This window comes from Plantibacter cousiniae (nom. nud.) (assembly GCF_977070315.1).
This window is the reverse complement of sequence record NZ_CDRVEU010000001.1, coordinates 268,689-293,057: the sequence shown is the minus strand read 5'-3', so window position 1 is coordinate 293,057 and position 24,369 is coordinate 268,689. Positions and strand designations below refer to the sequence as shown.

Annotated in this window: 19 protein-coding genes; 15 read left to right on the top strand and 4 right to left on the bottom strand. The window is 58.6% G+C overall.

Translation table 11 applies throughout. From position 1 onward, the window contains the following. Nucleotides 1-254 precede the first annotated feature (254 nt). From gcvH to ACW55A_RS01310, 4 genes are all read left to right on the top strand, one after another. Nucleotides 255-638 (top strand): glycine cleavage system protein GcvH, encoded by a 384-nt coding sequence (gene gcvH / locus ACW55A_RS01325; protein WP_044309187.1) that lies wholly within the window; start codon nucleotides 255-257, stop codon nucleotides 636-638. A 10-nt stretch (nucleotides 639-648) separates the two neighbouring features. Beyond that, the gene (gene gcvP, locus ACW55A_RS01320) at nucleotides 649-3,513 is read left to right on the top strand and encodes an aminomethyl-transferring glycine dehydrogenase (RefSeq protein ID WP_455807868.1); all 2,865 of its coding nucleotides are present in this window, start codon (nucleotides 649-651) and stop codon (nucleotides 3,511-3,513) included. An 80-nt stretch (nucleotides 3,514-3,593) separates the two neighbouring features. Beyond that, on the top strand, nucleotides 3,594-4,718 hold the full coding sequence (gene gcvT, locus ACW55A_RS01315) for a glycine cleavage system aminomethyltransferase GcvT (RefSeq protein WP_455807869.1): 1,125 nt from the start codon (nucleotides 3,594-3,596) through the stop codon (nucleotides 4,716-4,718). Nucleotides 4,719-5,129: 411 nt separating this feature from the next. Further along, nucleotides 5,130-5,342 carry a cold-shock protein gene (locus ACW55A_RS01310; protein WP_003365337.1) on the top strand — a complete coding sequence of 71 codons (213 nt, stop codon included), beginning with the start codon at nucleotides 5,130-5,132 and terminating at the stop codon, nucleotides 5,340-5,342. A gap of 141 nt (nucleotides 5,343-5,483) precedes the next feature. Here ACW55A_RS01310 and lptG read toward each other — a convergent pair whose 3' ends face one another. Both lptG and lptF read right to left on the bottom strand, forming a co-directional pair. Then, nucleotides 5,484-6,545 (bottom strand): LPS export ABC transporter permease LptG, encoded by a 1,062-nt coding sequence (gene lptG, locus ACW55A_RS01305; RefSeq protein ID WP_003433604.1) that lies wholly within the window; start codon nucleotides 6,543-6,545, stop codon nucleotides 5,484-5,486. After that, a complete protein-coding gene (gene lptF, locus ACW55A_RS01300; RefSeq protein WP_003316899.1) occupies nucleotides 6,532-7,659 on the bottom strand; it encodes an LPS export ABC transporter permease LptF in 1,128 nt (375 codons plus the stop codon). The genes lptG and lptF overlap by 14 nt, the downstream gene beginning before the upstream one ends. A gap of 319 nt (nucleotides 7,660-7,978) precedes the next feature. Here lptF and ACW55A_RS01295 point away from each other — a divergent pair, with 319 nt between their 5' ends. From ACW55A_RS01295 to rlmF, 5 genes are all read left to right on the top strand, one after another. Beyond that, nucleotides 7,979-9,469: a leucyl aminopeptidase gene (locus ACW55A_RS01295; RefSeq protein ID WP_003365340.1), complete on the top strand. Its 1,491-nt coding sequence runs from the start codon at nucleotides 7,979-7,981 to the stop codon at nucleotides 9,467-9,469. 57 nt (nucleotides 9,470-9,526) lie between these two features. Beyond that, the gene (locus tag ACW55A_RS01290; protein WP_002552284.1) at nucleotides 9,527-9,955 is read left to right on the top strand and encodes a DNA polymerase III subunit chi; all 429 of its coding nucleotides are present in this window, start codon (nucleotides 9,527-9,529) and stop codon (nucleotides 9,953-9,955) included. Nucleotides 9,956-9,962: 7 nt separating this feature from the next. Then, the gene (locus ACW55A_RS01285; RefSeq protein ID WP_003433605.1) at nucleotides 9,963-10,397 is read left to right on the top strand and encodes a hypothetical protein; all 435 of its coding nucleotides are present in this window, start codon (nucleotides 9,963-9,965) and stop codon (nucleotides 10,395-10,397) included. Nucleotides 10,398-10,585: 188 nt separating this feature from the next. Continuing rightward, a complete protein-coding gene (locus ACW55A_RS01280; RefSeq protein ID WP_046236830.1) occupies nucleotides 10,586-13,432 on the top strand; it encodes a valine--tRNA ligase in 2,847 nt (948 codons plus the stop codon). Nucleotides 13,433-13,589: 157 nt separating this feature from the next. Further along, nucleotides 13,590-14,576: a 23S rRNA (adenine(1618)-N(6))-methyltransferase RlmF gene (gene rlmF / locus ACW55A_RS01275; protein ID WP_455807872.1), complete on the top strand. Its 987-nt coding sequence runs from the start codon at nucleotides 13,590-13,592 to the stop codon at nucleotides 14,574-14,576. A 210-nt stretch (nucleotides 14,577-14,786) separates the two neighbouring features. On the opposite strand, the gene ACW55A_RS01270 is transcribed toward rlmF, so the two are convergent. Then, entirely contained in the window at nucleotides 14,787-15,068 is a 282-nt protein-coding gene (locus tag ACW55A_RS01270) for an HU family DNA-binding protein (protein WP_002552279.1), read from the bottom strand. Between the two features lie 393 nt (nucleotides 15,069-15,461). Between ACW55A_RS01270 and ACW55A_RS01265 the strand changes: the two genes are divergently transcribed. Genes ACW55A_RS01265 through ACW55A_RS01245 form a run of 5 tightly spaced genes read left to right on the top strand, consistent with a single transcriptional unit; the run spans nucleotide 15,462 to nucleotide 21,004 of the window. Further along, on the top strand, nucleotides 15,462-15,827 hold the full coding sequence (locus tag ACW55A_RS01265) for a nucleoid-associated protein (protein WP_498810355.1): 366 nt from the start codon (nucleotides 15,462-15,464) through the stop codon (nucleotides 15,825-15,827). Nucleotides 15,828-15,880: 53 nt separating this feature from the next. Continuing rightward, a complete protein-coding gene (locus ACW55A_RS01260; RefSeq protein WP_498810353.1) occupies nucleotides 15,881-17,029 on the top strand; it encodes a tyrosine-type recombinase/integrase in 1,149 nt (382 codons plus the stop codon). After that, the gene (locus ACW55A_RS01255) at nucleotides 17,029-18,708 is read left to right on the top strand and encodes a hypothetical protein (RefSeq protein ID WP_498810351.1); all 1,680 of its coding nucleotides are present in this window, start codon (nucleotides 17,029-17,031) and stop codon (nucleotides 18,706-18,708) included. Before ACW55A_RS01260 ends, ACW55A_RS01255 begins: the two co-directional genes overlap by 1 nt. Beyond that, a complete protein-coding gene (locus tag ACW55A_RS01250; RefSeq protein ID WP_498810349.1) occupies nucleotides 18,705-20,585 on the top strand; it encodes a site-specific integrase in 1,881 nt (626 codons plus the stop codon). The genes ACW55A_RS01255 and ACW55A_RS01250 overlap by 4 nt, the downstream gene beginning before the upstream one ends. Then, the gene (locus ACW55A_RS01245) at nucleotides 20,582-21,004 is read left to right on the top strand and encodes a coiled-coil domain-containing protein (RefSeq protein WP_410934881.1); all 423 of its coding nucleotides are present in this window, start codon (nucleotides 20,582-20,584) and stop codon (nucleotides 21,002-21,004) included. Before ACW55A_RS01250 ends, ACW55A_RS01245 begins: the two co-directional genes overlap by 4 nt. On the opposite strand, the gene yejK is transcribed toward ACW55A_RS01245, so the two are convergent. Further along, entirely contained in the window at nucleotides 20,990-21,991 is a 1,002-nt protein-coding gene (yejK, locus tag ACW55A_RS01240) for a nucleoid-associated protein YejK (RefSeq protein WP_410934882.1), read from the bottom strand. The genes ACW55A_RS01245 and yejK overlap by 15 nt on opposite strands. Before the next feature lie 391 nt (nucleotides 21,992-22,382). Between yejK and ACW55A_RS01235 the strand changes: the two genes are divergently transcribed. Continuing rightward, complete coding sequence (locus ACW55A_RS01235) at nucleotides 22,383-24,368, top strand: ATP-dependent nuclease (RefSeq protein ID WP_498810346.1); 1,986 nt, start codon at nucleotides 22,383-22,385, stop codon at nucleotides 24,366-24,368. The last annotated feature ends 1 nt before the right edge of the window (nucleotide 24,369 follow it).

The following is a 24,369-nucleotide window of genomic DNA, read 5'->3' as shown; positions in this document are numbered from 1 at the left end:
GTAACGAAAACGCTCCACTGTAACGATTTCACTCCAAAACACCTCATTCCGTGCGTATCAAGGCCTTGATCAGTCAGGTATTTTCAAATACCTGACGACTGTAGCGTTTTCGCTACACCCAAGATCTACAGGCTCAGTTAAAAAACATACAACCCTTTGATTTAATTAAAAAAACAAAACATGGCCGCTAAATTGCTAAGTCATAGCTCATATTGTTCGCGTGCTGCGCGAGCCCTGTTCTCCTAGGAGTTTGTATGAGCGATTTGCGATTCACCGTTGACCATGAATGGCTGCGTGCCGAAACCGACGGCAGCGTGACGGTCGGCATTACGCCCTACGCGCAGGAATCGCTGGGCGATGTGGTCTTCGTGCAGCTCCCGGAATTACAGGCCTACACTCAACACGCTGAAGTGTCAGTGGTGGAATCGGTGAAAGCGGCCAGCAGCATCAACATGCCGCTGGACGGTGAAGTCGTCGAGGTCAATTCCGCCCTCGACGCCACACCGGAGCTGGTCAATGAAGATGCCCTCGGTGCGGGCTGGTTCTTCCGCTTCGTTCCACAAGATGCCAACGCCATTCACGGCCTGCTCGATCAGGACGCCTACGACCGCCTGATCAAAGCCAACGCCGAAGCCTGAGGAGCACGCCATGACTGACCGTATTGAACTGAGCACTGCCAACGAATTCATCGCCCGTCACATTGGCCCCCGGGCGGCCGACGAGCAGGCCATGCTGCAAACACTGGGTTTCGATTCCATCGATGCGCTGAGCGAAAGCGTCATTCCGGAAAGCATCAAGGGCACCAGCGTTTTGAACCTGCCTGCCGGGCAGAGCGAAGCTGATGCGCTGGCCTCCATCAAGGCCATCGCCAGCAAGAATCAGCTGTTCAAGACCTACATTGGCCAGGGTTACTACAACACCCACACGCCAGCACCGATCCTGCGCAACCTGCTGGAAAACCCGGCCTGGTACACCGCCTACACGCCCTATCAGCCAGAAATTTCCCAAGGCCGCCTGGAGTCACTGCTCAATTTCCAGACACTGATCAGCGACCTCACCGGCCTGCCGATTGCCAACGCCTCTCTGCTCGACGAAGCCACCGCGGCCGCCGAGGCAATGACCTTTTGCAAACGCTTGAGCAAAAACAAGGCTAGCCAACAGTTTTTCGCGTCCAGCCACTGCCACCCGCAGACCCTCGACGTGCTGCGTACCCGCGCCGAGCCGCTGGGCATCACCGTGGTCGTAGCCGACGAGCACGAGCTGGGCGATGTCAGCGATTACTTCGGCGCGCTGCTGCAATACCCGGCCAGCAATGGTGACGTATTCGATTACCGCGAGCTGGTCGAGCGCTTCCACGCGGCCAATGCACTGGTCGCCGTGGCTGCCGACCTGCTGGCCCTCACCCTGCTGACCCCGCCAGGCGAATTCGGCGCTGACGTGGCAATCGGGAGCGCGCAACGCTTCGGCGTGCCGCTGGGCTTCGGTGGCCCGCATGCGGCCTACTTCTCGACCCGCGATGCCTTCAAACGTGACATGCCCGGCCGTCTGGTCGGCGTGTCGGTAGATCGTCACGGCAAGCAGGCCCTGCGTCTGGCCATGCAGACCCGCGAGCAGCATATTCGTCGCGAGAAGGCCACCAGCAACATCTGCACCGCGCAGGTGCTGCTGGCCAACATCGCCAGCATGTACGCGGTCTATCATGGTCCGCGCGGCCTGACACAGATCGCCAATCGCGTTCACCACCTGACCGCGATTCTGGCTGAAGGCCTGAGCAGCCTGGGCCTGAAGGCCGAGCAGGCATTTTTCTTCGACAGCCTGACCCTGCACACCGGCGGCAGAACCGCTGCACTGCATGCCGCCGCACGCGCCAGGCACATCAACCTGCGCGAAATCGATGACCAGCGTCTGGGTCTGTCGCTGGACGAAACCACCTCGCAGTCGGCCGTCGAAACCCTGTGGGCAATCTTCGCCAGCGAAGGCCAGAGCCTGCCGGACTTCGCCGCATTGGCAGACAGCGTGCAATCGCGTCTGCCGGCCGGGCTGTTGCGTCAGTCAGCGATCCTCAGCCACCCGGTGTTCAACCGCTATCACTCGGAAACCGAGCTGATGCGCTACCTGCGCAAACTGGCCGACAAGGACCTGGCGCTGGATCGCACCATGATTCCGCTGGGCTCGTGCACCATGAAGCTCAACGCTGCCAGCGAAATGATCCCGGTGACCTGGGCCGAGTTCGGCAACCTGCACCCGTTTGCTCCGGCCGAGCAAAGCGCCGGTTACCAGCAACTGACCGACGAACTGGAGGCCATGCTCTGTGCGGCCACCGGTTATGACGCGATCTCGCTGCAGCCGAACGCCGGTTCACAGGGTGAATACGCCGGACTGCTGGCGATCCGCGCCTATCACCAGAGCCGTGGCGATGAACATCGCGACATCTGCCTGATCCCGTCCTCGGCGCACGGTACCAACCCGGCGACTGCCAACATGGCGGGTATGCGCGTCGTAGTGACTGCTTGTGATGCACGCGGCAACGTCGACATCGAGGACCTGCGCGCCAAGGCCATTCAGCATCGTGACCAGCTTGCGGCAATCATGATCACTTACCCGTCGACCCACGGCGTGTTCGAAGAAGGCATTCGCGAAATCTGTGGCATCGTTCATGACAACGGTGGCCAGGTCTACATCGATGGCGCAAACATGAACGCCATGGTCGGCCTGTGCGCTCCGGGCAAATTCGGCGGCGATGTATCGCACCTCAACCTGCACAAGACCTTCTGCATCCCCCACGGAGGTGGCGGCCCGGGCGTTGGCCCAATCGGCGTCAAATCCCATCTCGCCTCGTTCATGCCCGGCCATGCACGCATGGAGCGCAAGGAAGGCGCGGTCTGCGCAGCACCGTTCGGCAGCGCCAGCATTCTGCCCATTACCTGGATGTACATCCGCATGATGGGCGGTGACGGCCTCAAACGCGCTTCGCAACTGGCGATTCTCAACGCCAACTACATCTCGCGCCGCCTGGAGGAGCATTACCCGGTGCTCTACACCGGCAGCAACGGCCTCGTCGCACACGAGTGCATTCTCGACCTGCGCCCGATCAAGGACAGCAGCGGCATCAGCGTCGATGACGTGGCCAAGCGTCTGATCGACTTTGGCTTCCATGCCCCGACCATGTCGTTCCCGGTTGCCGGGACCTTGATGATCGAGCCGACCGAGAGTGAATCCAGAGAAGAACTGGACCGCTTCTGCGATGCCATGATCAAGATCCGCGAAGAAATCCGCGCAGTTGAAAACGGCACCCTGGACAAGGATGACAACCCGCTGAAAAACGCGCCGCATACCGCTGCCGAAATCGTCGGCCAGTGGAGCCATCCTTACAGCCGCGAACAGGCGGTGTACCCGGTCGATTCGTTGATCGAGAACAAGTACTGGCCTCCGGTCGGTCGTGTCGACAACGTCTTCGGCGACCGCAACCTGGTCTGCGCCTGCCCGTCCATCGAGAACTATCAGGAAGCGTGACAGCCCCGCCTGGCATTGCCTGATCGCGCTGCGCGCACAGGCAGTGCCATTGGCACGGCCCGCTCAACAAGGAATCGAACATGTCCACAGAATCACTGCTGACCACTCCCCTGCACGCCCTGCACCGCGAACTCGGCGCGAAGATGGTGCCCTTCGCCGGTTACGACATGCCTGTTCAATACCCGGCTGGCGTAATGAAAGAGCACCTGCACACCCGCGCACAGGCCGGTCTGTTCGATGTCTCGCACATGGGCCAGATTCGCCTCACCGGTACGGACGCGGCCAAGGCACTCGAGGCCCTGGTGCCGGTGGACATCATTGACCTGCCGGTCGGCATGCAGCGTTACGCGATGTTCACCGACGAGAACGGCGGCATTCTCGATGACCTGATGGTGGCCAATCTCGGCAACGACCAGTTGATGCTGGTGGTCAACGCGGCCTGCAAGGATCAGGATCTGGCGCACCTGTGCAAGCACCTGGCCGGGCATTGCAAGATCGAACCACTGTTCGAAGAACGCGCCCTGCTCGCGCTGCAAGGGCCGGCCGCGGTGACCGTACTGGCACGCCTCGCCCCGGAAGTTGCCAAAATGACCTTCATGCAGTTCGCCAGCGTCACGCTGCTCGGCGTCAAATGCTATGTCAGTCGCTCGGGCTATACCGGTGAAGACGGCTATGAAATTTCAGTGCCTGCCGAACAGGCTGAAGCCCTGGCACGCCACCTCCTGGATGAGCCGGAAGTGGCACCGATCGGTCTGGGCGCACGTGATTCGCTGCGACTGGAAGCCGGTCTGTGCCTGTACGGCCATGACATGGACACACATACCTCGCCGATCGAGGCCAGTCTGTTGTGGGCCATTTCCAAAGTGCGTCGCGCCGACGGTGCGCGTGCAGGCGGCTTTCCGGGCGCCGAGCGAATCTTTGCCCAGCAACAGAACGGCGTCAGCAAGAAGCGAGTCGGCCTGCTCCCCCAGGAGCGCACACCCGTGCGTGAAGGTACCGAGATCGTCGATGAACAGGGCGCTGTTATCGGCACCGTATGCAGCGGCGGTTTTGGACCGTCGCTGACCGGGCCGCTGGCCATGGGTTATCTGCATAACGATTACACGGCGCTGAATACACCTGTCTGGGCAATGGTGCGCGGCAAGAGAGTCCCCATGCTCGTCGCAAAAATGCCTTTTGTTGCGCAACGTTACTTCCGCGGTTAAATAGCGGCGTCAAAAAAACAGCAACACTTCGGTGTTGCTGAAGCGCTGTTCCCCAGCAGTGTTTCGTCAGTATTTCGAACACGGAAACAGCCTGTCATATATGCAAAAAATGCACCTATAAAGTGCAAAATGTTATGACGGATCAATCACCGTGCACCCGGCGCAAACACTGCGCATACAAGGCCAAAGCCCCGGAAACAGGGTGCCAAGCAAGGGGGTTGTATTTGTAACGGGACTTGGCGTAGAGTTTCCGAACTGTGTTTGCATGGGTCGCCGAATCTGGACCTGGGCAGTAGCTCTAGGTTTGCTACAACCCGTTCTACGTTTCTTACTTCCTGCAACCAGCCCCAGTGCTCTTTCATACGAAAGAGGCTGTAACCAATTCAAGTCAAGCGTCAAGGAAATAAGAAAATGGCTGAACGTCAGAGCGGTACCGTCAAGTGGTTCAACGACGAAAAAGGTTTTGGTTTTATCACTCCTGAGAGCGGGCCGGATCTGTTCGTACACTTCCGCGCCATTCAGGGTAACGGCTTCAAGAGCCTGAAAGAAGGTCAGAAAGTTACCTTCGTTGCGGTGCAGGGCCAGAAAGGCATGCAGGCTGACGAAGTTCAAGCCGAAGGCTGATAACGACGCACCCACGCAGATACAAGAAAGCCTCTGGCAGCGATGCCAGGGGCTTTTTTGCATGCGGGATTTGCAGGGCTCCGCAAGCGCCCATGAAAAAAGCCGACCCAAGGGTCGGCTTTTTTCAATAAGGCGGATGCATTACCCGGCGCGGCGTAACAGAAGTACCCCGGCCAGCGCACAGGCGGCAGCAGGCAGCAGCACTGCCAGCAAAGGCGGGAAGCCGAACAGCAAGCTCGATGGACCGAGCAGGTCCTGAATGATGCGGAAGGTAAAGCCGACCACCACACCGGTGAACACGCGCTGCCCCAACGTAACCGAACGCAGCGGGCCGAAGATGAACGAGATCGCCATCAGCACCAATGCGACGGTCACCGCCGGTTGCAGGACCTTGGTCCAGAATGCCAGCCAGTAGCGGCCATTGCTCAAGCCCTGATCAGCCAGGTAATGCGCGTAGCTCCAGAGGCCGCTGATGGACAGCGACTCGGGCGGCATGATCACCGTGCTCAGCAGTTGTGGGCTCAGCGCCACGTCCCAACGCTCGACCGGGGTGTTGATGACCTTGGTGCTGCCGTCATTGAAGTGCGTGGTGGTGACGTCCTTCAATTCCCAGTAATCGGTTTTGAAGTTGGCCTCTTTGGCAAAGCTGGAGGTCAGCATGTGGCGCTGATCGTCGAAACGATAACGTGTCACACCGAGCATCAGGCCATTGGGCTGTACCGTGTTGATGTGGATGAACTCATCGCCCTGGCGGTGCCACAGACCATGACGGGCGCTCTGCGCATCACCTGAGCCCTGCGCCAGCGAGCGCGCGGCCTGAGCCTGGTTCTCGGCGTAGGGAGCGACGTATTCGCCGACCAGCACGCCCGCGATCATCAGCAGCAGCATAGGCTTCATGACCGCCCAGACGATGCGCCCGATGGACACACCCGCCGCACGCATGATGGTCAGCTCGCTGCTGCTGGCCAGCGTACCCAGACCGATCAGGCAACCGATCAGGGCGGCCATCGGCAAGGTGTCGTAGACACGACGTGGCGCCGTCAGCATGACGTAGCTGAGGGCATCCGCCAGTGTGTAGGTGTCGCTGATATCGCCCATCTCGTCGATGAACGCGAACAGCGAGACCAGACCCAGAATGATGCCCAGAACCGCGAGAATCGCCAGCAGGACGCTTTTGCCAATGTATCGATCAAGCTTGACCACGAGTCACCTCCGTGACGCTGCGACGACTCGCCATCTTCAGACGCAGAGGCTCCCAATAGAACAGCAACAGGCCGATGGACAGGTAGATGGCATGCACCCACCACATCCCCAGACTGAGTGGCAGCTTGCCTTTCTCCAGCGAACTGCGCACCGAAATCAGAATGGCCAGGTACGACATATACAGCAGGATCGCCGGCAGCAGTTTCAGGTAACGGCCCTGACGCGGATTGACCCGTGACAGCGGAATGGCCATCAGTGTCACGATGAACACCGACAGCGGCAGCGAAATACGCCACTGCAACTCGGCCACGGAACGCGGTGCCGGGTTGCCGATCAGCTCGCTGGTCGGAATGGCTTCACGGTCGGTGATTTCTTCACTGATTTCCGGCTTGGGCAGCATCGCCCCGTAGGTGTCGTACTTGATCACGCGATAGTCGGCCGCCCCGGGATTGCCGTCATAGCGATAGCCGTTCTCGAGGATCAGGAAGCGACTGCCGTTGGGCCGTACCTCCTGGTGGCCCTTCTCCGCGACCAGCACGGTGATGCCGTTGTCCTTGCTCTTGTCGCTGGACATGCGCTTTTCAGAGATGAACACACCGGCCAGTTGCGAGCGGTCTTCCGACAGCTCCTTGGTGTAGGTGATGCGCGTACCGTCGCGCAGCGCCTGAAAACGGCCCGGCACCAGCGTGTCGAACTCGGTCATGGCGTCCTGCTGATTGATCAGCAGCGAAAACTGCGTAGCGCCCTGCGGAGCCAGGCTGAAGCTCAGCCAGGCAACCAGCAGACCGACCAGCGTGGCCGGCCCCATGGTGATGGCCAGCAGACGCTGCTGACTCATGCCGGTGGCGGCCAGTACGGTCATCTCGCTTTCCAGGTACAGGCGTCCGTACGCCATGAGGATGCCGAGGAACAGGCCAAGGGGCAGAATGACCTGCAGAAAGCCCGGCAGGCGGAAGCCCATGATCAGGAACAGTACGCCCGGATCGAGTGCACCGGACGCGGCCTGCGCCAGGTACTTGATGAAGCGTCCGCTCATGATGAAGACCAGCAGTACGGCGCTGACCGCACTCAAGGTAAGCAGCACTTCTCGGGACAGATAACGGAAGACAATCAAACCAGACACTCCAGAGTTGTCAGGCTCAGGCAGCCAAACAGGGAAAATTTGTGAGCCACGGCAACCAGAGCTTCACGCCGAAAAAAGGCGTGGGCCTCAAAAAATATGCGGCATTATCCTGTGATTGTGTGTTTCTGTCACTGCGCACCGGGGATAGTTCGCACATAGACGCCAGACAGGCAGCTCTGCGGGGTTGTCAGCAGTCGTGCAGCGGGGTCAAACTGCAAGGCTTAGCGCAGGCATCGCCCCTGGAAACACTCAGGCCATGCCGCGTACGACATTTATATTGCGACTCTCATCGTCTATTCGGGGACCCCACATGGAATTGGTTGTTAAAAGCGTAAGCCCAGAAACCTTGAAAACCGCAACGCTGGTGGTCACCGTCGGTGAAAGCCGTGTACTGGCCGGTGCGGCCAGGACGGTGGATATCCTCAGCGGCGGAGCCATTTCGCTGATCCTCAAGCGCGGCGATCTGGCCGGCAAGGTCGGCCAGAGCCTGCTGTTGCACAATCTGCCCAACATCAAGGCCGAACGCGTGCTGCTGGTGGGTACGGGCAAGGAAGACGAGCTGTCGGACCGTCAGTTGAAAAAACTCGTCGGCGCAGCGCTCACCTGCCTCAAGGGCCTGGGCGGGACCGATGCAGCGATCGCGCTCGATGACCTGGCGGTGAAAAACCGCGACACCTATGGCATGGCTCGTCTGCTGGTCGAAGCCCTGGCCGACGGTGAATACGTCTTCGACCGCTTCAAGAGCCAGAAGGCCGAAGTTCGCGCCCTGAAGAAAATCACCCTGCTGACCGACAAGGTCAAGGCGGCCGATGTCGAACGCGCGTCGACTCACGCTCAGGCAATCGCCACCGGCATGGCACTGACCCGCGACCTCGGCAATCTGCCGCCGAACATCTGCCACCCGACCTACCTGGGCGAAGAAGCCAAGGCGCTGGGCAAGGCACACAAGAACCTGAAAGTGGAAGTCCACGACGAGAAGAAACTGGCCGACCTGGGCATGGGTTCTTTCCTCGCGGTAGCACAGGGCAGCGCCCAGCCGCCGCGCCTCATCGTCATGAACTACCAGGGTGCCAAAAAAGGCGACCAGCCGTTCGTGCTGGTCGGTAAAGGCATCACCTTCGATACCGGCGGCATCAGCATCAAGCCTGCCTCGGGCATGGACGAGATGAAGTTCGACATGTGCGGCGCTGCCAGCGTGTTCGGCACCCTGCGTGCGGTGCTCGAATTGAAGCTGCCGATCAATCTGGTGTGCATTCTGGCCTGTGCCGAAAACATGCCGAGCGGCACCGCGACACGTCCTGGCGACATCGTCACGACCATGAGCGGCCAGACCGTCGAAATCCTCAACACCGACGCCGAAGGCCGTCTGGTGCTGTGCGATGCACTGACCTACGCCGAGCGTTTCAAGCCGCAGGCGGTCATCGATATCGCAACCCTGACCGGCGCCTGCGTCGTTGCACTGGGCGGCCACACCTCCGGCCTGCTGGGCAATAACGACGCGCTGATCAATCAGTTGCTCGACGCGGGCAAACAGGCCGATGACCGTGCCTGGCAGTTGCCGTTGTTCGATGAGTATCAGGAGCAACTCGACAGCCCGTTCGCCGACATCGCCAACATCGGCGGCCCGAAAGGCGGCACCATCACCGCGGCCTGCTTCCTGTCGCGCTTCACCAAGGCCTACCACTGGGCTCACCTGGACATCGCCGGCACGGCATGGCTGAGCGGCGGCAAGGAAAAAGGCGCCACCGGGCGTCCGGTTCCGCTGCTGACCCAATACCTGCTCGACCGCGCCGGCGTATAAAAAGAGACCCTGGCGTATCGACTGCTCAGTCGATACGCCTCCGGTTCTGGAACCCACATGACTCAAGTCGACTTCTACATCCTGCCCAGCGCCGATCCTGCGGCCCGCCTGGACTTTGCCTGCAAGCTGACGGAAAAGGCCTGGCGCCTGGGTCACAAGGTCTATCTGCATTGCAGCGATGCTGCGCAGCGTGAGGACCTCGATGCCCGGCTCTGGCGTTTCAGAGGTGAAGTGTTTCTACCCCATGGCGACGCCGAGAGCGATCACGATGCTGCCGTGGTACTGGGCCTGGGCGACGACTCGGGCGAACACAGTGACCTGCTGGTCAACCTCGACCTGAGCATTCCGGCCTTCTTCAAACGTTTCGCCCGCGTGGCCGAAGTCGTTGTCGAAGACCCCGCCATACGTCTTGCCGCACGCGAGAGTTTCCGTTCCTATCGCGAACAGGGCTATCCTCCGCAAGATCACCGACTGCAGCGCCTTTGAGGACACGATGGATACTTCAAAAAAAGCTGAATCCGCGCACTTGCTGAACGACCTCGAGTCGATCCGCCAACTGCTCGGCGATGACCCCGCTCACTCCCCCGTGTCGAACGACACGGCTCGTCCCGAAGGCCAGATTCCCCTGTTGTTCGATGTCGTCGGCGCTCGCCCCGACGCGGCGTATCAACAGGACTTCGACGAAGACGACATCCCGACGCTGACACCTGATGCCCATACAGCGCCCGCCCCGCAGGTGCAGCAGACAGCCCAGCCGCAAGCGCAGCCCAACCCTGATGCACTGTTACATCTGGACAGCGAGTTGCGCGCAGCCGCGCAATTGATCATGCAGGACGTGATCGACGACTTCGCCCCGCATATCGAAAACGAAATCAAGCGTCGGCTGGAGGCAAGGCTGGAGCGGCTATTGGCGCAGCAGCAGAAGTGAAGTTTCTGGCTCGGGACCCGCACCTCGGGTAACTGACTGCGAGCGTATCAGAGCCGCCAGCGGACCCTCGGACCACTCGCCGCCTACTGACTGATCTGCCAGTTGTGGCCCGGCACTTATGGCTTGTCGCTGGCCGTCAGGTCTATACTTACCGGTTTCCGAATCAATGCCACAGGTTCCCGCCGCGCATGGACAAGACTTACCAGCCGCACGCCATCGAAACTTCCTGGTACCAGACCTGGGAGTCCGAGAACTACTTCGCTCCGCAAGGCGTGGGTGACTCGTACACCATCATGATCCCGCCGCCGAACGTCACCGGCAGCCTGCACATGGGCCACGGTTTCAATAACGCGATCATGGATGCACTGATCCGTTTCCGTCGCATGCAGGGCCGCAATACGCTGTGGCAACCGGGCACCGACCACGCCGGCATCGCCACGCAGATGCTGGTCGAGCGTCGTCTCGAAGCGCAAGGCGTAAGCCGTCATGAACTGGGCCGCGAGAAGTTTCTGGACAAGATCTGGGAATGGAAAGCCGAGTCCGGCGGCAACATCAGCCGTCAGATCCGCCGCCTGGGCTCGTCCGTCGACTGGAGCCGCGAGCGCTTCACCATGGACGACGGCCTGTCCGAAGCGGTGAAGGAAGCCTTCGTGCGCCTGCATGAAGACGGCCTGATCTACCGTGGCAAGCGCCTGGTCAACTGGGACACCAAGCTGCACACCGCCATTTCCGACCTCGAAGTGGAGAACCATGACGAGAAAGGTCATCTGTGGAACCTGCGTTATCCACTGGCTGACGGCGCAAAGACCGCCGAAGGTCTGGATTACCTGATCGTGGCCACCACTCGCCCGGAAACCATGCTCGGTGATGCCGCCGTCGCCGTGAACCCGCAGGACGAGCGCTACAAGGCGCTGATCGGCAAGTTCGTCGAATTGCCTCTGGTAGGCCGCCGCATCCCGATCATCGCGGATGATTACTGCGATCCCGAATTCGGCACCGGCTGCGTAAAAATCACCCCGGCCCACGATTTCAACGACTATGAAGTCGGCAAACGCCACAACCTGCCGCTGCTGAACATTTTCGACAAGAATGCCAACGTATTGCCCGCCGCTCAGGTGTTCAACCTCGATGGCACGCTGAACGAAAGCGTCGACGGCAGCCTGCCTGCGGCCTACGCCGGCCTGGACCGTTTTGAAGCGCGCAAGCAGATCGTTGCCGCATTCGATGCCGCCGGGTTGCTGGTCAGTGTCGATGATCACGCCCTTAAGGTGCCGAAAGGCGACCGTTCCGGCACCATCATCGAGCCGTGGCTGACCGATCAGTGGTACGTCTCCACCAAGCCATTGGCCGAGCCTGCGATTGCCGCTGTCGAAGACGGCCGCATCGCGTTCGTGCCCAAGCAGTATGAAAACATGTACTTCTCGTGGATGCGCGACATCCAGGACTGGTGCATCAGCCGTCAGCTCTGGTGGGGCCACCGCATTCCGGCCTGGTACGACGAATCCGGCAAGGTTTACGTCGGCCGCGACGAGGCCGAGGTCCGGGCGAAAAACAACCTGGGGCCGGAAATCGCGCTGCAGCAGGACAACGACGTACTGGACACCTGGTTCAGCTCGGGCCTGTGGACCTTCTCCACACTCGGCTGGCCGGAAAAGACCAAGGCACTGGAGACCTTCCACTCCACCGACGTACTGGTCACTGGCTTCGACATCATTTTCTTCTGGGTCGCCCGGATGATCATGCTCACCATGCACCTGGTGAAGAACGAGGACGGTACGCCGCAAGTCCCGTTCAAGACCGTCTATGTGCATGGTCTGGTGCGCGACGGTCAGGGCCAGAAGATGTCCAAGTCCAAGGGCAACGTGCTTGACCCGCTGGACATCGTCGACGGTATCGACCTCGAAACGCTGGTAGAGAAACGCACCAGTGGTTTGATGCAGCCGCAACTGGCGAAAAAGATCGAGAAGCAGACCCGTCAGGAATTCGCCGACGGCATCGCCAGCTATGGCACCGATGCCCTGCGCTTTACCTTCTGCTCGCTGGCGTCCACCGGTCGCGACATCAAGTTCGACATGGGCCGCGTCGAAGGCTACCGCAACTTCTGCAACAAGATCTGGAACGCGGCGCGCTACGTACTGGACAAGGGCGAGGACTGCGGCCAGAACGGCGAAGCGGTCGAACTGTCGCTGGCTGATCGCTGGATCATCTCGCAGTTGCAACGCACCGAAGCCGAAGTGACCCGCCAACTGGATCAGTTCCGCTTCGACCTCGCTGCCCAGGCATTGTACGAGTTCATCTGGAACCAGTATTGCGACTGGTATCTGGAGCTGTCCAAGCCCGTGCTGTGGGACGAAACAGCGCCCGTCGAGCGTCAGCGCGGCACACGCCGTACGCTGGTCCGCGTTCTGGAAGTCGCGCTGCGTCTTGCGCACCCGTTCATGCCGTTCATCACCGAAGAAATCTGGCAGCGCCTCGCGCCGCTGGCCGGTGCGCAAGGCAAGACCATCATGCTGCAACCCTGGCCGGTGGCCAACGAAGCACGCATCGATCAGGCGGCCGAAGACGACATCGAATGGCTCAAGGGCCTGATGCTCGCCGTGCGTAACATCCGTGGCGAGATGAACATCGGTCCGGGCAAGCCGCTGCAACTGTTCCTCAAGAACGTCAGCGCCGAAGATCAGCGTCGTTTGAGCGAAAACGATTACCTGCTCAAGAAGCTCGCCAAGCTCGAATCCATGACCGTACTGACCGAGGGCGCAGAAGCCCCGCTGTCCGCCACCGCGCTGGTCGGTGACATGGAAGTGCTGGTGCCGATGGCCGGGCTGATCGATAAAGGGGCCGAACTGGCGCGCCTGGACAAGGAAATCCAGCGTCTGCAAGGCGAAGTGCAACGCGTCGGCGGCAAGCTGTCCAACGCCGCCTTCGTCGACAAGGCACCGCCTGAAGTCATCGCCAAGGAACGCGCCAAGCTGACCGAAGCCGAACAGGCACTGGGCAAGCTGGCCGAGCAACACGCGCGCATCGCCAGCCTGTAAGATGGCCAGAAAAGCCAGCCCGATTATGGGCTGGCTTTTTGTTATCTGAACTTCTGTACTGACTTATTCGCGAGCAAGGCCTGTCACGCCGAAGGCGACACGTCGCTTGCTCGCGAATAAGCCAGGCAACTCAACCTCACGGCTGACAATCGAATCCATGCCCGATACCCGCAAACCACCGCGCAAGAAGCCTCAGCGGCCAGCCAAACCTGCTGCGCCGCGTGAAAAGGCCACCTTGCACCCGCGCAATCGGCATCAGGGCCAGTACGACTTTGCGAAGCTGATCAAATCCAGCCCCGAACTGGCAGCCTTCGTGATCCTCAATCCTTACGGCAAGGAAAGCATCGACTTCGCCAATCCGCAGGCGGTACGGGTGTTCAACCGCGCGCTGCTCAAAGCGTTCTATGGCATTGCCCATTGGGACATTCCGGCCGATTACCTGTGCCCGCCGATTCCGGGGCGCGCGGACTATCTGCACTTCCTCGCCGACCTGCTGGCTGAAGACCATGAAGGCGTGATACCCCGCGGTGCATCCATCAAGGCGCTGGACATCGGCACCGGCGCCAATTGCATCTACCCGCTGCTGGGGCATAGCGACTATGGCTGGCAGTTCGTGGGTTCGGACATCGACAGCACCGCCATCGCCGCAGCCACCACCATTGTAAAGGCCAATGGCCTCAGCAAGGCCATCAGCGTGCGCCAGCAGGGCAATCGCAAGCAAATCCTGCTCGGGTTGCTCGACAGCAGCGAACGCTTCCACGTGAGCCTCTGCAACCCGCCCTTCCATGCTTCGCTGGAAGAAGCGCAGCGTGGCAGCCAACGAAAATGGCGCGCACTGGGCAAGGCGGATCCCAAGCGCAAGCTGCCGGTTCTCAACTTCGGCGGGCAATCTCAGGAGTTGTGGTGCGAAGGCGGCGAGATTGGCTTCGTGACCCAATTGATTCAGGAAAGCGCCACATTGCCGGGCCAGGTGGTGTGGTTCAGCACCCTGGTGTCCAAGGCATCCAACCTGCCGCCGATCCAGAGCGCCCTGAAAAAAGCCGGCGCGCTTGAAGTGAAGGTAGTCGAGATGGGCCAGGGCCAGAAACAAAGCCGCTTCGTGGCCTGGACCTTCCTTGACAAGGCACAACGCACACCCCACTGATAGGGCTATCGTGCCGCATCGACTATCGTGCGACGCCACGTCGGCAGGCCTTAATCTCGATTATCGTGCGACGCTCTGCGTCGGCATGCCGTTCTGGACGCTCTGCGTCCTCTCTTGAGTGTGCCGTGCGGCACAGATCTGTGATCAGACGCCCACAAAAAAGCCGTGCCCGGTTAACCGGTGCACGACTTTTTCACAGCAAGCGGTTGCTTACTTGTTGATCGAGTCGGTCAGCACTTTGGCTGGAACGAACTTGATAACTTTCTTGGCAGCGATTTCGATGGCAGCGCCAGTCGAAGGGTTGCGGCCAGTGCGAGCCGGACGCTCTGCAACTTTCAGTTTGCCGATACCTGGCAAAGTGATTTCCACGCCGTTTTCCAATTGGTCGGCAACAATTTGGCCCAATTGCTCAAGAGCATTACGCGCGGTGGTTTTTGGCGCGTCGATAGCTTCAGCGATATCGGCGATCAATTGGTCTTTAGTAAGAGCCATGGTGGTGTTCCTTCCCTATCAAATTCATTTGGATTGCAGAGCGCAACGTCGGCCCGTGGCCAGGCAACGAACCTGGCCACCCGCTAGCAGCCACGATTAATCGCGAAAGTGTAGATACTGAAACCGGGTAATGGTTCGACCTACGTGTGCGCTAACTGCATGCTTGACGCGCTAAGTGCGCAAGACCGCGCAAAACTAGCACAGAGCCGGGCAAATATCCGCCTCTACCTATCCTTTTGGTCAGGTTTTAATGCTAATTGCACAAAAAACACCCAGCAAACACTCGCTGCAGGCGAAAACCAGCCTGCCCCGGGCCATCAGGCGCATGCGTGCGTTACACTGGGCACCTTGCAATGAGCCGCACGCTCTTCACCTTTTTCAGCCGAGAAGCCCATGCCGATCCGTCACTGCATCGTCCACCTGATCGAGAAGAAACCCGACGGTACGCCCGCTGTTCTCCATGCACGCGACTCCGAACTCGCTGAGTCCCAGGCCATCGAGAACATGCTGGCCGACCTCAACGAAAGCTATAACGCCAAACAGGGCAAGGCATGGGGCCTGTTCCATCCCGAGTCCGGCGCACATCCATTCAGTGGCTGGCTGAAGGAATACATCGACGGTGGCAGCGACTTCACGGCGTTCTCGCGGGTGTCGGTCGAGCACCTGCAAAAGCTCATGATCTGGCACCTGGAGAACGTTAAATATTTGTGCTATGCCTTACAGACATTTAGACGCTCAGGCGCTTCAAAGGCTGCTTAAGGTCCCTTAGCTCTGCCTGAGAGCACGATAGGCGCCGATACTGGGGGCCGCAGATGGAACTTGTGTGGGCTACTGAAGATTTGGTGATCGACGGGCAACCCTATCCAGGATTCCCTATTCTGCTCTGGGGCTCGATGGAGAGTTGCGCACCCGCCAATCAGTTCTTCCGACACTACTTACTTCGTGGAGCTATTGGCTCCAAGCGGTCCTGGCCCAGTACCGGACGCGCCCTATACGACTTCTTCAGCTTTCTTGAAGCTCACAACATTAGCTGGCTCGACGTAGAGCGTGGCGAAGCCAAAAGCCTTGCCGCGGCCTATCGGGACTATTGCTTGACGACATGCAAGCTGGCACCGAACACCACTCGCCAACGCCTGACTTACATCTGCAAGTTTTACGAACATGCGCTGGAGAAGGGTTGGGTGAAACGTCTCCCCTTTGCCCACGAGGAACGCGCCGTACGGAGCAGAAAAACCTTCCTTCAACATGTCGACGGCAGCGGCGGCATGACTATGGCAAACGACGTGATGCCACGCAGGCAGAATGCTTTGCCCAAGTTTTTGAGCATGCCTGAGATCAAGTTGCTCTTGGCAGCAGCGGAAAATCCCCATCACCGAATGATGATGCGCCTCGCTTTGCATACGGGCCTGCGCCGGGAGGAAATCGCAACCTTCCCACTGGCCTATGTTTTCGATCCAGACAAGGCACAAGGAAGAGAGCGTAACCTGCGCATCTGTCTCGACCCCTTTGACGGAAGCGGCATGGCGACGAAGGGCAGCAAGCCGCGAACCATTTACCTCAGCCGCGCGTTCATCGCCGAACTCTATCGCTACGTGGCCAAGGTACGTGGGGAGCGCGTTTCACTGAGCAAGCCCCCGCAAAAAGCGCTATTTCTCAACCAATTCGGGGCCCCCTATGCAGAGGATGGCAAGAGCCTCAACCGGATCATCAGCGAAGCCGGTATGCGGGCTGGTATTAAAGTCCATACGCATATGCTCCGGCATACCTACGCTACGCACACGCTGGTCAGCCTTCAGCGGAACCCCGCGAACGGACTGGATCCCCTTGTGTTCCTTCAGGGACAACTCGGTCACAGCTCGATTCAGACGACTATGGTGTACCTGCATCTGATCAACGAAATGGCCGACGAAGCCGTGCTGGCCTATGACGATGAGTTGAACACACTGGCGGGGACAGCCTGATGAGCAAGCGCAAGGTGTTTATCATGACCGACCTCAGCGCTCCCCAGGTCGAACACCACCACGACGCGGCCGGCAATGTGACCATCCTGCCCCAGTCTATCTCTGAGATAAACAGTATCGTCGAGCTTGGACTGAATACGTCTAGGAGTCGTCGCTTCGACTTTGCTCGCTGGTACGGCGTCGGCATTGATACCATCACTTACGCATGTCAGCGCCAAATCGAACGCTTCATGGCCGGGCAGGATGGCGCCATCACCTCCACCACCGTGGCAGGCTACTGCGTAAATGGACTGCGCAACTTCCTCGACTGCTGCATGCTGCGGGCAATCGGTTTTGGCCGTGACTTACTTTTGACCGACATAAACCGGGACTTGATCGACGGTTACCTCGGGCATCTGGCGGGGCTAGGCGTAGCAACAACGTCTCAAAAGGCGCTTTACACGCAAACTAAGCCGGTACTACTTGCCTTGGGGCGACGTGGGCTGATTCCTCTGATCGCCTCCGGCGATATGGCCACCTTCCCAAGCACGCCCTTCCCGAATAGTAACCACAAGTTCAAAAGCGAGACCGCATTAACCAACACAGAACGACAAGCCTTCACTGCGGCATTGCGGCAAGCCATCAAACCGATATGGACCGAAGGCGTGTCTGTTACCGGCGAGCTGCTAGCCATCGCACTGTTGGTTGTGGCGCTGCACACCGGACGTAATAACACGCCACTCTTGGAAATGGGCCGTAACTGCCTACGCCCGCACCCGAAAGATGACACGGTATTCCTGGTTCTATGGAAGCGGCGAGGATACAACACCAGCAAGGTGGCGCTCCGCGCCGAGACGGACGTCGAACAGCTTCTTGAATCCACGCCGAGCGTAAGAACCAGCGTGGAATGTCTGATTCGTCGAGTGATGGTCTTGACCGAACCTCTGGATGCGGAGGCTCCGGCTGACCTCAAGGGCCGGGTATGGCTGTATCGCACTCGCGCCGCGAAAAATGTCGGCGACGTCACAGCATTGAATTCAGCAGCGGTGGCAGTCGCTGTAACCCGACTTGTAGCTAAATATAGTCTGACCGACAGCGATGGGGAGCCGCTGCGCATTAACATCTCACGCCTGCGCAAGACGTTCGCCAGCAGTATATTCGAGCTGACCGGCGGAGACGTCGCAACCACCGCCGCCGCACTAGGAAACACCCTTCAGATCACCGACCAACACTATCTAGCGCCCACTGAAGAGGCCCGTCGCAACTGGCAGTTCATGGGAGAGGTATTGGTACAGGAGTTACGGACTCGGACCATCGGTACAACTTATCGAGACACTCCCATGGGACGCTGCGCCGACCCGGAGAACGGCCACTACGCTCCTAAGCGAGAGGGTGCGACTTGTATGAACTTCATCAACTGCCTGCGCTGTAAGCACTACGCGGTGACCGCCGAAGATTTGTACAAACTGTTCAGTTTCTACTTTCGCGTGCTGTCCGAACGCTCGCGCATGGATAAAAGGCTCTGGGCACGGCAATACGCCCACATTCCCCGCTTAATCGATCACTACATCATTGACGAAGGGCTGAGGCGCGGCACTTTCAAAGCCGCAGCGGTGGAAGCCGCACGTGAGCATGCTCGCACCCAGCCACATCCGTTCTGGTCGATTGATCTGATCGATAGCCTGGAGGTATTTGCATGAACGACAACCTTCTAGCAGTACCGCTTTGGGACGCCGTCACAGCGCAACCTAGCGATGTGCGAGGACTCCACGAACGCGACACCTTAATCATTAGCGCGACCCAAATTGATGGGCTTTGGGTCATCCTCAGCCGGTATGGCGACGACATCTGGCAGCTCGACGGCTTCAGTAGCAACGTGCCGGCCTGCGAGAAACGAATGGATTTCAACCTCGTACCACTGGTGTTTCGAGCGGTTATGAAAGCGATGATGTACCGCTACCTACGACGTGGGCGCCGAGGGGGCTCGCGGCCTAAAGGTAGCTCAATGAAAAGTTTTTTCTACGCAACGCTGCCATTCTTACGCCATCTGGCGGCACTTAAGCTCAATCATGTTGGCGCGGTGACACCTATGGTCTGCGCAGTCTATGTGAATACCTGCAAGGCGTACCGGCAAATCAGCCGACATCATGGCAAGCCACTATCGCAACGTGGATTGGAAGACCGCTTAAAGGCAGTCGAAGCGCTCTATGAACTTAGTCAATACACCGACGACCGAATGCCGATGCACCCCTGGCCCGATACTTCCGCGAAGGCGTTGGCGGGGCTTACCCGTCTTGGCGCTCAAGAAAGCAAAACGCCACTGATGCCCGACGATCTGTTCTGCTCTCTATTCGAGCGAGCCTACCAGCAGGTTGAGCGCGGTCAACAACTGCTTGACCTTCGCGATGCACTACATGCGCTCACGGTGCAGCGAAAGGGGCAACCATACACAACAGTCAATGTTGCAAAGAACCGCCACCTGGATGCTCTTGGTTGGGAGGGTGGCCTGAAAACACTCAACAAAGCACTGATTGATTTGCGTACGGCCTGTTACATCATTCTGGCCAGCACCTCCGGCTGCCGCAACCACGAGCTGGCGAATGTACAATCGGGTTCGCACTTGCGCACCCAAGACAATCAGGGCACGGTCTTCCACTGGATGCGTTCAAGCTCGAACAAGACCGATGAGGGCATCCATCACTGGATGGTCCCCGAGGCGGCTGTACGCGCGCTGCGTGTGATGGAGCGCTGGGCCCTGCCATATCAGGCCATGATCACCGCCGAACTCCTGCGGCGACGCCGGTCTAACCCGTCTGATTCGCAGATCGTCGAGGCAAACAAACATCGCCATGCGCTCTTCCTCGGCGTGGCTCAGGGAGGCGACCAAGTACGCACACTTTGCAACGCTACTTGGAACTGCTACCTGAAGGCGTTCGTTAAAGATTGCGGGCTGAGCTGGAACCTTAGCAGCCATCAATTCCGCCGCAAGTTCGCCAACTACGCCGCGCATAGCCGCTTCGGTGACTTGCGCTACCTCAAGGAACATTACGCGCACTGGACGCTGGACATGACTTTACGCTACAGCATGGACGACAGCTGGGGGCAGCATCTGGATCTTGAGCTGTATACCGACATTCAGACCGAGTTGGATGGCATCAAACTCGGCGTGGTAGACGACTGGTTCGGTGACTCGCCTCTGGCCGGGGGCTATGGCCGCACCCTCAAGCAGTGGCAACGAGAGCCGCAGAACTTGCTGATATTCAAGGATCATGCCTCGATGTTGAAGTCCATTGCCGAGAGCACTGCAATTCGTAGCAATGGACATGCTTGGTGCACGGCGGACAATGACGGATGTATCGGCAATACCCTAGAGCGCACAAGATGCGGCAACTGCAATAACGCCGTGATCGGGAGTAGGCACACGGCGATCTACCAGCGGCTCTACGAGGAGTTGAAAGGTCTGCTGCATTGCCCAGACATTGGCGACGGCGGCCGCCAACGCGTTGAGCGCGACCTGACTCGATGCCATGACGTACTAACACAGTTGGGCATGCATCTGGAGACTCCGCTCGCATGAAGTCCACGAAAAAGCAAGCCCACTACAAGCCGGCTGAGGATCGCGAAAAGGATCTGCGGCTCGCCCTTTATCGTATCCAGAAAGGTCGCCCCCATTTCGGGGAAACCAAGATTACTATCGCCGCAGTCGCCCGCGAGGCAGGCGTATCAACAGCGTTGATCCACAACTACTACCCAAAGGTTGCTGAAGCTATCCGCGAAGCTCAGGGGCGGTCCAGTCGTACTGTACGTGATATGAAACATCACGACTTGATTGCTGAGCGCAAGAGATCCGCAGCCTTCCGTCATGAGATAGAGGAACTGCGGGCCAAAATCGCCAGTCTCGCGTCCTTCAACGAAATGCTATTGGACGAGAACCGTGTGCTCAAAGCCAAGGTGAGCGACAGTAAGGTGACGGATCTGAGTTCAGCGGCGTTTTAACTGATCAATGAGTTGAGTTGGCAAGCCTTTAATGATCAAGGTACCGGCGGCTTCGTCGTATTCGATCTTTTCGCCCAGTAAGTGCGCCTCGAAGCTGATCGACAGCCCTTCGGCGCGCCCGGTGAAGCGGCGAAACTGGTTCAGGGTGCGTTTGTCGGCCGGAATCTCTGGCGACAAACCATAGTCACTGTTTCGGATGTGATCGTAGAACGCCTTTGGGCGGTCCTCGTCGATCAGGCTAGAGAGCTCTTCGAGAGTCACCGGCTCGCCAAGCTTGGTCTGCGTGGTGGCGTAATTGACCAGGGTCTGGGTCTTCTCCCGCGCGGACTCCTCTGGAAGGTCCTCTTTTTCGACGTAGTCACTGAAGGCCTTCAGCAGAGTACGGGTCTCGCCCGGGCCGTCGACTCCCTCCTGACAACCGATGAAGTCGCGGAAGTACTCTGAGACCTTCTTGCCGTTCTTGCCCTTGATGAACGAGATGTACTGCTTGGAGTTCTGGTTGTTCTTCCACTCCGACAGGTTGATCCGCGCCGCGAGGTGCAACTGGCCGAGGTCCAGGTGGCGCGACGGGGTCACGTTCAGTTCGGCGTTCACCGCCACGCCTTCGCTGTGGTGCAGCAGGGCGATGGCGAGATATTCGGTCATGCCTTGCTGGTAGTGGGCGAACAGCACATGGCCGCCGGTGGAGAGGTTGGATGCCTCCATGAGCGTCTGCAAATGCTTTATGGCCACGCGGCTGAAGCTAGTGAAATCCTGACTACCGTCGAAATACTCTTTCAACCAGCCGCTGAACGGGTAAGCGCCGGACTCTGCATGGAAGAACCCCCAGGCCTTGCCTTGTTTGGCGTTATAGCTGTCGTTGAGGTCAGCCAGCAGGTTCTCGATGGCGACCGACTCGGCAAGCTCGGAGTCGCGGGCGTGGAGAACTGCAGGTGTGCCGTCAGGTTTTTTGTCGATCAGATGAACAATGCAATGACGGATAGGCATCAGAGCGTTTCCTGTATGGGGAGTTATCAAGAAAATCTGCACGGAGTAGACAGACGGAAGCGTTGCTTTAAGCGCGGTATCCACCGGCAGTGCAAGACGCGTTACGCCAACTATCATGGGGCAAGATCGGTAACTTTACTGTAACAGCGGACATCCTGCTGCCGAGGATGCCCCTCATGATGTGAGGGCCGCTCAGGACCTGCGGGAAATTAAGCCCCACATCAAAGCTCAGCGCCGGCTTAGTACCATTGGCCTGCCGCGTCATGGCGCTGCATATCGTCAGGCGCCAAGACTGGCATCTGCAACTGATAGCGACGCGATCCATTCCTGCGCTATTCTGAACATTCTCCCAATGGCCAAGTGCCCATCGCCGCTTCAAGGAATGAACCTCGTGCGTATTGAGTCTGTAAGCTTGTCTGGATTCCGCTGCTTTGGCCCGAACCCCATCACCGTAGATGTTTCGGTAGAAATCACGACCATTGTAGGTCCGAACGCAGCGGGAAAAACCGCACTCTTGCACGCCATGCTGAAGTTGTTTGGGGTGACTCGAGCACAGCGCACAATTCTAAGGTCAGATTTCCACTTAGGGCCTGATGATGACCCTGAGAGTCGTGATTCCAAGCACCTCTTCATTGAGGTTTCGATCGCTTTTCCAGAACTAAAAAATGGCACCGCAACCGCAGAAACGATCGCACCGTCGTTTAAGCATATGCTGATTGATCGCGCAGAAAAGCCGCCTATATGTCGTATGCGCCTAGAAGCGCAGTGGGATGACGACGGGACGGTTGAGGGCGAGGTCTCACAAGAGCTCTTCTGGGTCGATACGCTCGATGAACAACCGGAAAATGACAAACGCCACCCCGTCGCGGTGGCAGACCGTGGTCTGATCCAGCTTTACTACACGCCGGCCAGTCGTGATGCGGCCGCGCAGACCCGAGCGACTACCGGTGCATTAGCTGCTCGTTTGTTACGTGCGATTGAATGGTCATCCGATACGGAGGATGCAGTTCAAGAAGCCACAGAAAGCCTAACGGCTGCTTTCGAAGATGAATCTGCAATCGCCGCTATAACTAAAGCGCTTCAAACTCGATGGTCTGATCTTCACGATGAAGTTGTTGATACGAATCCTAGGCTTAGCCTAGTGAGCCGTCGCTTTGAGGACGTCGTCAACAAGATCGCTGTAGTGTTTGAACAGGGAGCCGATGGGCGTGAGCGCGGGATTGAGGCCCTCAGTGACGGTCAGCAATCACTCTTCTATTTTGCGCTGGCAGCAGCTGTATTTGACTTGGAGCGAGAGGTCGTCGCTGGTTCAGTTGAGGGCTTCCGTGACAATGCATTGCGTATTCCCGCACTCTCCATTTTCGCCTTGGAGGAACCTGAAAACCACCTTTCTCCCTATTTCTTAGCGCGCATCATTCGTCAGGTCCGATCTTTAACCGACCAGAGCCGCGCGCAGGCCATCATCACCAGCCACTCACCAGCAGTGCTCAGTCGCGTGAACCCGCGTGAGGTGCGTTACTGCCGATGTGAGCCTAAGACACGGGTCTCGACTGTCAAAAAGATTAGGTTTCCAGTCAACGAGGTAGATGCGAGCAAATTTGTTCGGGGAGCCATGCTGGCGTATCCGGAGCTCTATTTCGCTCGATTTGTACTGCTTGTTGAGGGAGATTCTGAAAGGATCGTTCTGCCAATTCTGGCCGAAGCGCTCGATTTGCTGATTGATCCGGCCTTCGTTGCCATCGTCCCCTTGGGAGGGCGCCATGTGCAGTATTTCTGGCGTTTGCTAAAACACCTGGGTATCCCTCATGCCACCTTGCTCGATCTAGACCTTGGCCGTGATGGCGGAGGGTTTGGTCGGATTAAAACCGCCATTCAAAAGCTAATTGAGTTTGACGTGCCAAAAACCGCAGTACTTAAGATTGATAAAGGCATTTTGAGTGATACAGATCTTGAAGAAATGCACGAGTGGTCAACTACTGGTGATCACGCAAACCTCCAGGCATGGATTAGCAACAACTTGAGGCCGCATGGTGTGTTTTTCTCTGCGCCTTTGGACCTCGACCTAGCCATGCTTCAGGCATTCCCTGACGCGTATGCGGGAATCATCCCAAAAGGAGGCGGACCGCGCATGGCTGAGGAAAAGGCCGCCGATGCTGTACTAGGCACCGCAGGTCCGGGACTCGGCGCTTACACAGGTCCGTTCGAAGTGTATAAAGCGCTGTTACCGGCTTACCGATACCACTTTCTCACCAATAGTAAGCCGGCCACCCATTTGGCAGCGCTATCGCGGGTAAAGCAGAAGGACCTACGTGAAAAAATGCCGGCAGTTCTAGCTGAGGTGCTCAAGCACATAGAAGCTTCATTGAGGCGCGACTAGT

Excerpts from the sequence above, each read along its gene's own strand:
- gcvH (WP_044309187.1), top strand. The coding sequence starts at position 255 with ATGAGCGATTTGCGATTCACCGTTGACCATGAATGGCTGCGTGCCGAA.
- gcvP (WP_455807868.1), top strand. The coding sequence starts at position 649 with ATGACTGACCGTATTGAACTGAGCACTGCCAACGAATTCATCGCCCGT.
- gcvT (WP_455807869.1), top strand. The coding sequence starts at position 3,594 with ATGTCCACAGAATCACTGCTGACCACTCCCCTGCACGCCCTGCACCGC.
- ACW55A_RS01310 (WP_003365337.1), top strand. The coding sequence starts at position 5,130 with ATGGCTGAACGTCAGAGCGGTACCGTCAAGTGGTTCAACGACGAAAAA.
- ACW55A_RS01295 (WP_003365340.1), top strand. The coding sequence starts at position 7,979 with ATGGAATTGGTTGTTAAAAGCGTAAGCCCAGAAACCTTGAAAACCGCA.
- ACW55A_RS01290 (WP_002552284.1), top strand. The coding sequence starts at position 9,527 with ATGACTCAAGTCGACTTCTACATCCTGCCCAGCGCCGATCCTGCGGCC.
- ACW55A_RS01285 (WP_003433605.1), top strand. The coding sequence starts at position 9,963 with ATGGATACTTCAAAAAAAGCTGAATCCGCGCACTTGCTGAACGACCTC.
- ACW55A_RS01280 (WP_046236830.1), top strand. The coding sequence starts at position 10,586 with ATGGACAAGACTTACCAGCCGCACGCCATCGAAACTTCCTGGTACCAG.
- rlmF (WP_455807872.1), top strand. The coding sequence starts at position 13,590 with ATGCCCGATACCCGCAAACCACCGCGCAAGAAGCCTCAGCGGCCAGCC.
- ACW55A_RS01270 (WP_002552279.1), bottom strand. The coding sequence starts at position 15,068 with ATGGCTCTTACTAAAGACCAATTGATCGCCGATATCGCTGAAGCTATC.
- ACW55A_RS01265 (WP_498810355.1), top strand. The coding sequence starts at position 15,462 with ATGCCGATCCGTCACTGCATCGTCCACCTGATCGAGAAGAAACCCGAC.
- ACW55A_RS01260 (WP_498810353.1), top strand. The coding sequence starts at position 15,881 with ATGGAACTTGTGTGGGCTACTGAAGATTTGGTGATCGACGGGCAACCC.
- ACW55A_RS01255 (WP_498810351.1), top strand. The coding sequence starts at position 17,029 with ATGAGCAAGCGCAAGGTGTTTATCATGACCGACCTCAGCGCTCCCCAG.
- ACW55A_RS01250 (WP_498810349.1), top strand. The coding sequence starts at position 18,705 with ATGAACGACAACCTTCTAGCAGTACCGCTTTGGGACGCCGTCACAGCG.
- ACW55A_RS01245 (WP_410934881.1), top strand. The coding sequence starts at position 20,582 with ATGAAGTCCACGAAAAAGCAAGCCCACTACAAGCCGGCTGAGGATCGC.
- yejK (WP_410934882.1), bottom strand. The coding sequence starts at position 21,991 with ATGCCTATCCGTCATTGCATTGTTCATCTGATCGACAAAAAACCTGAC.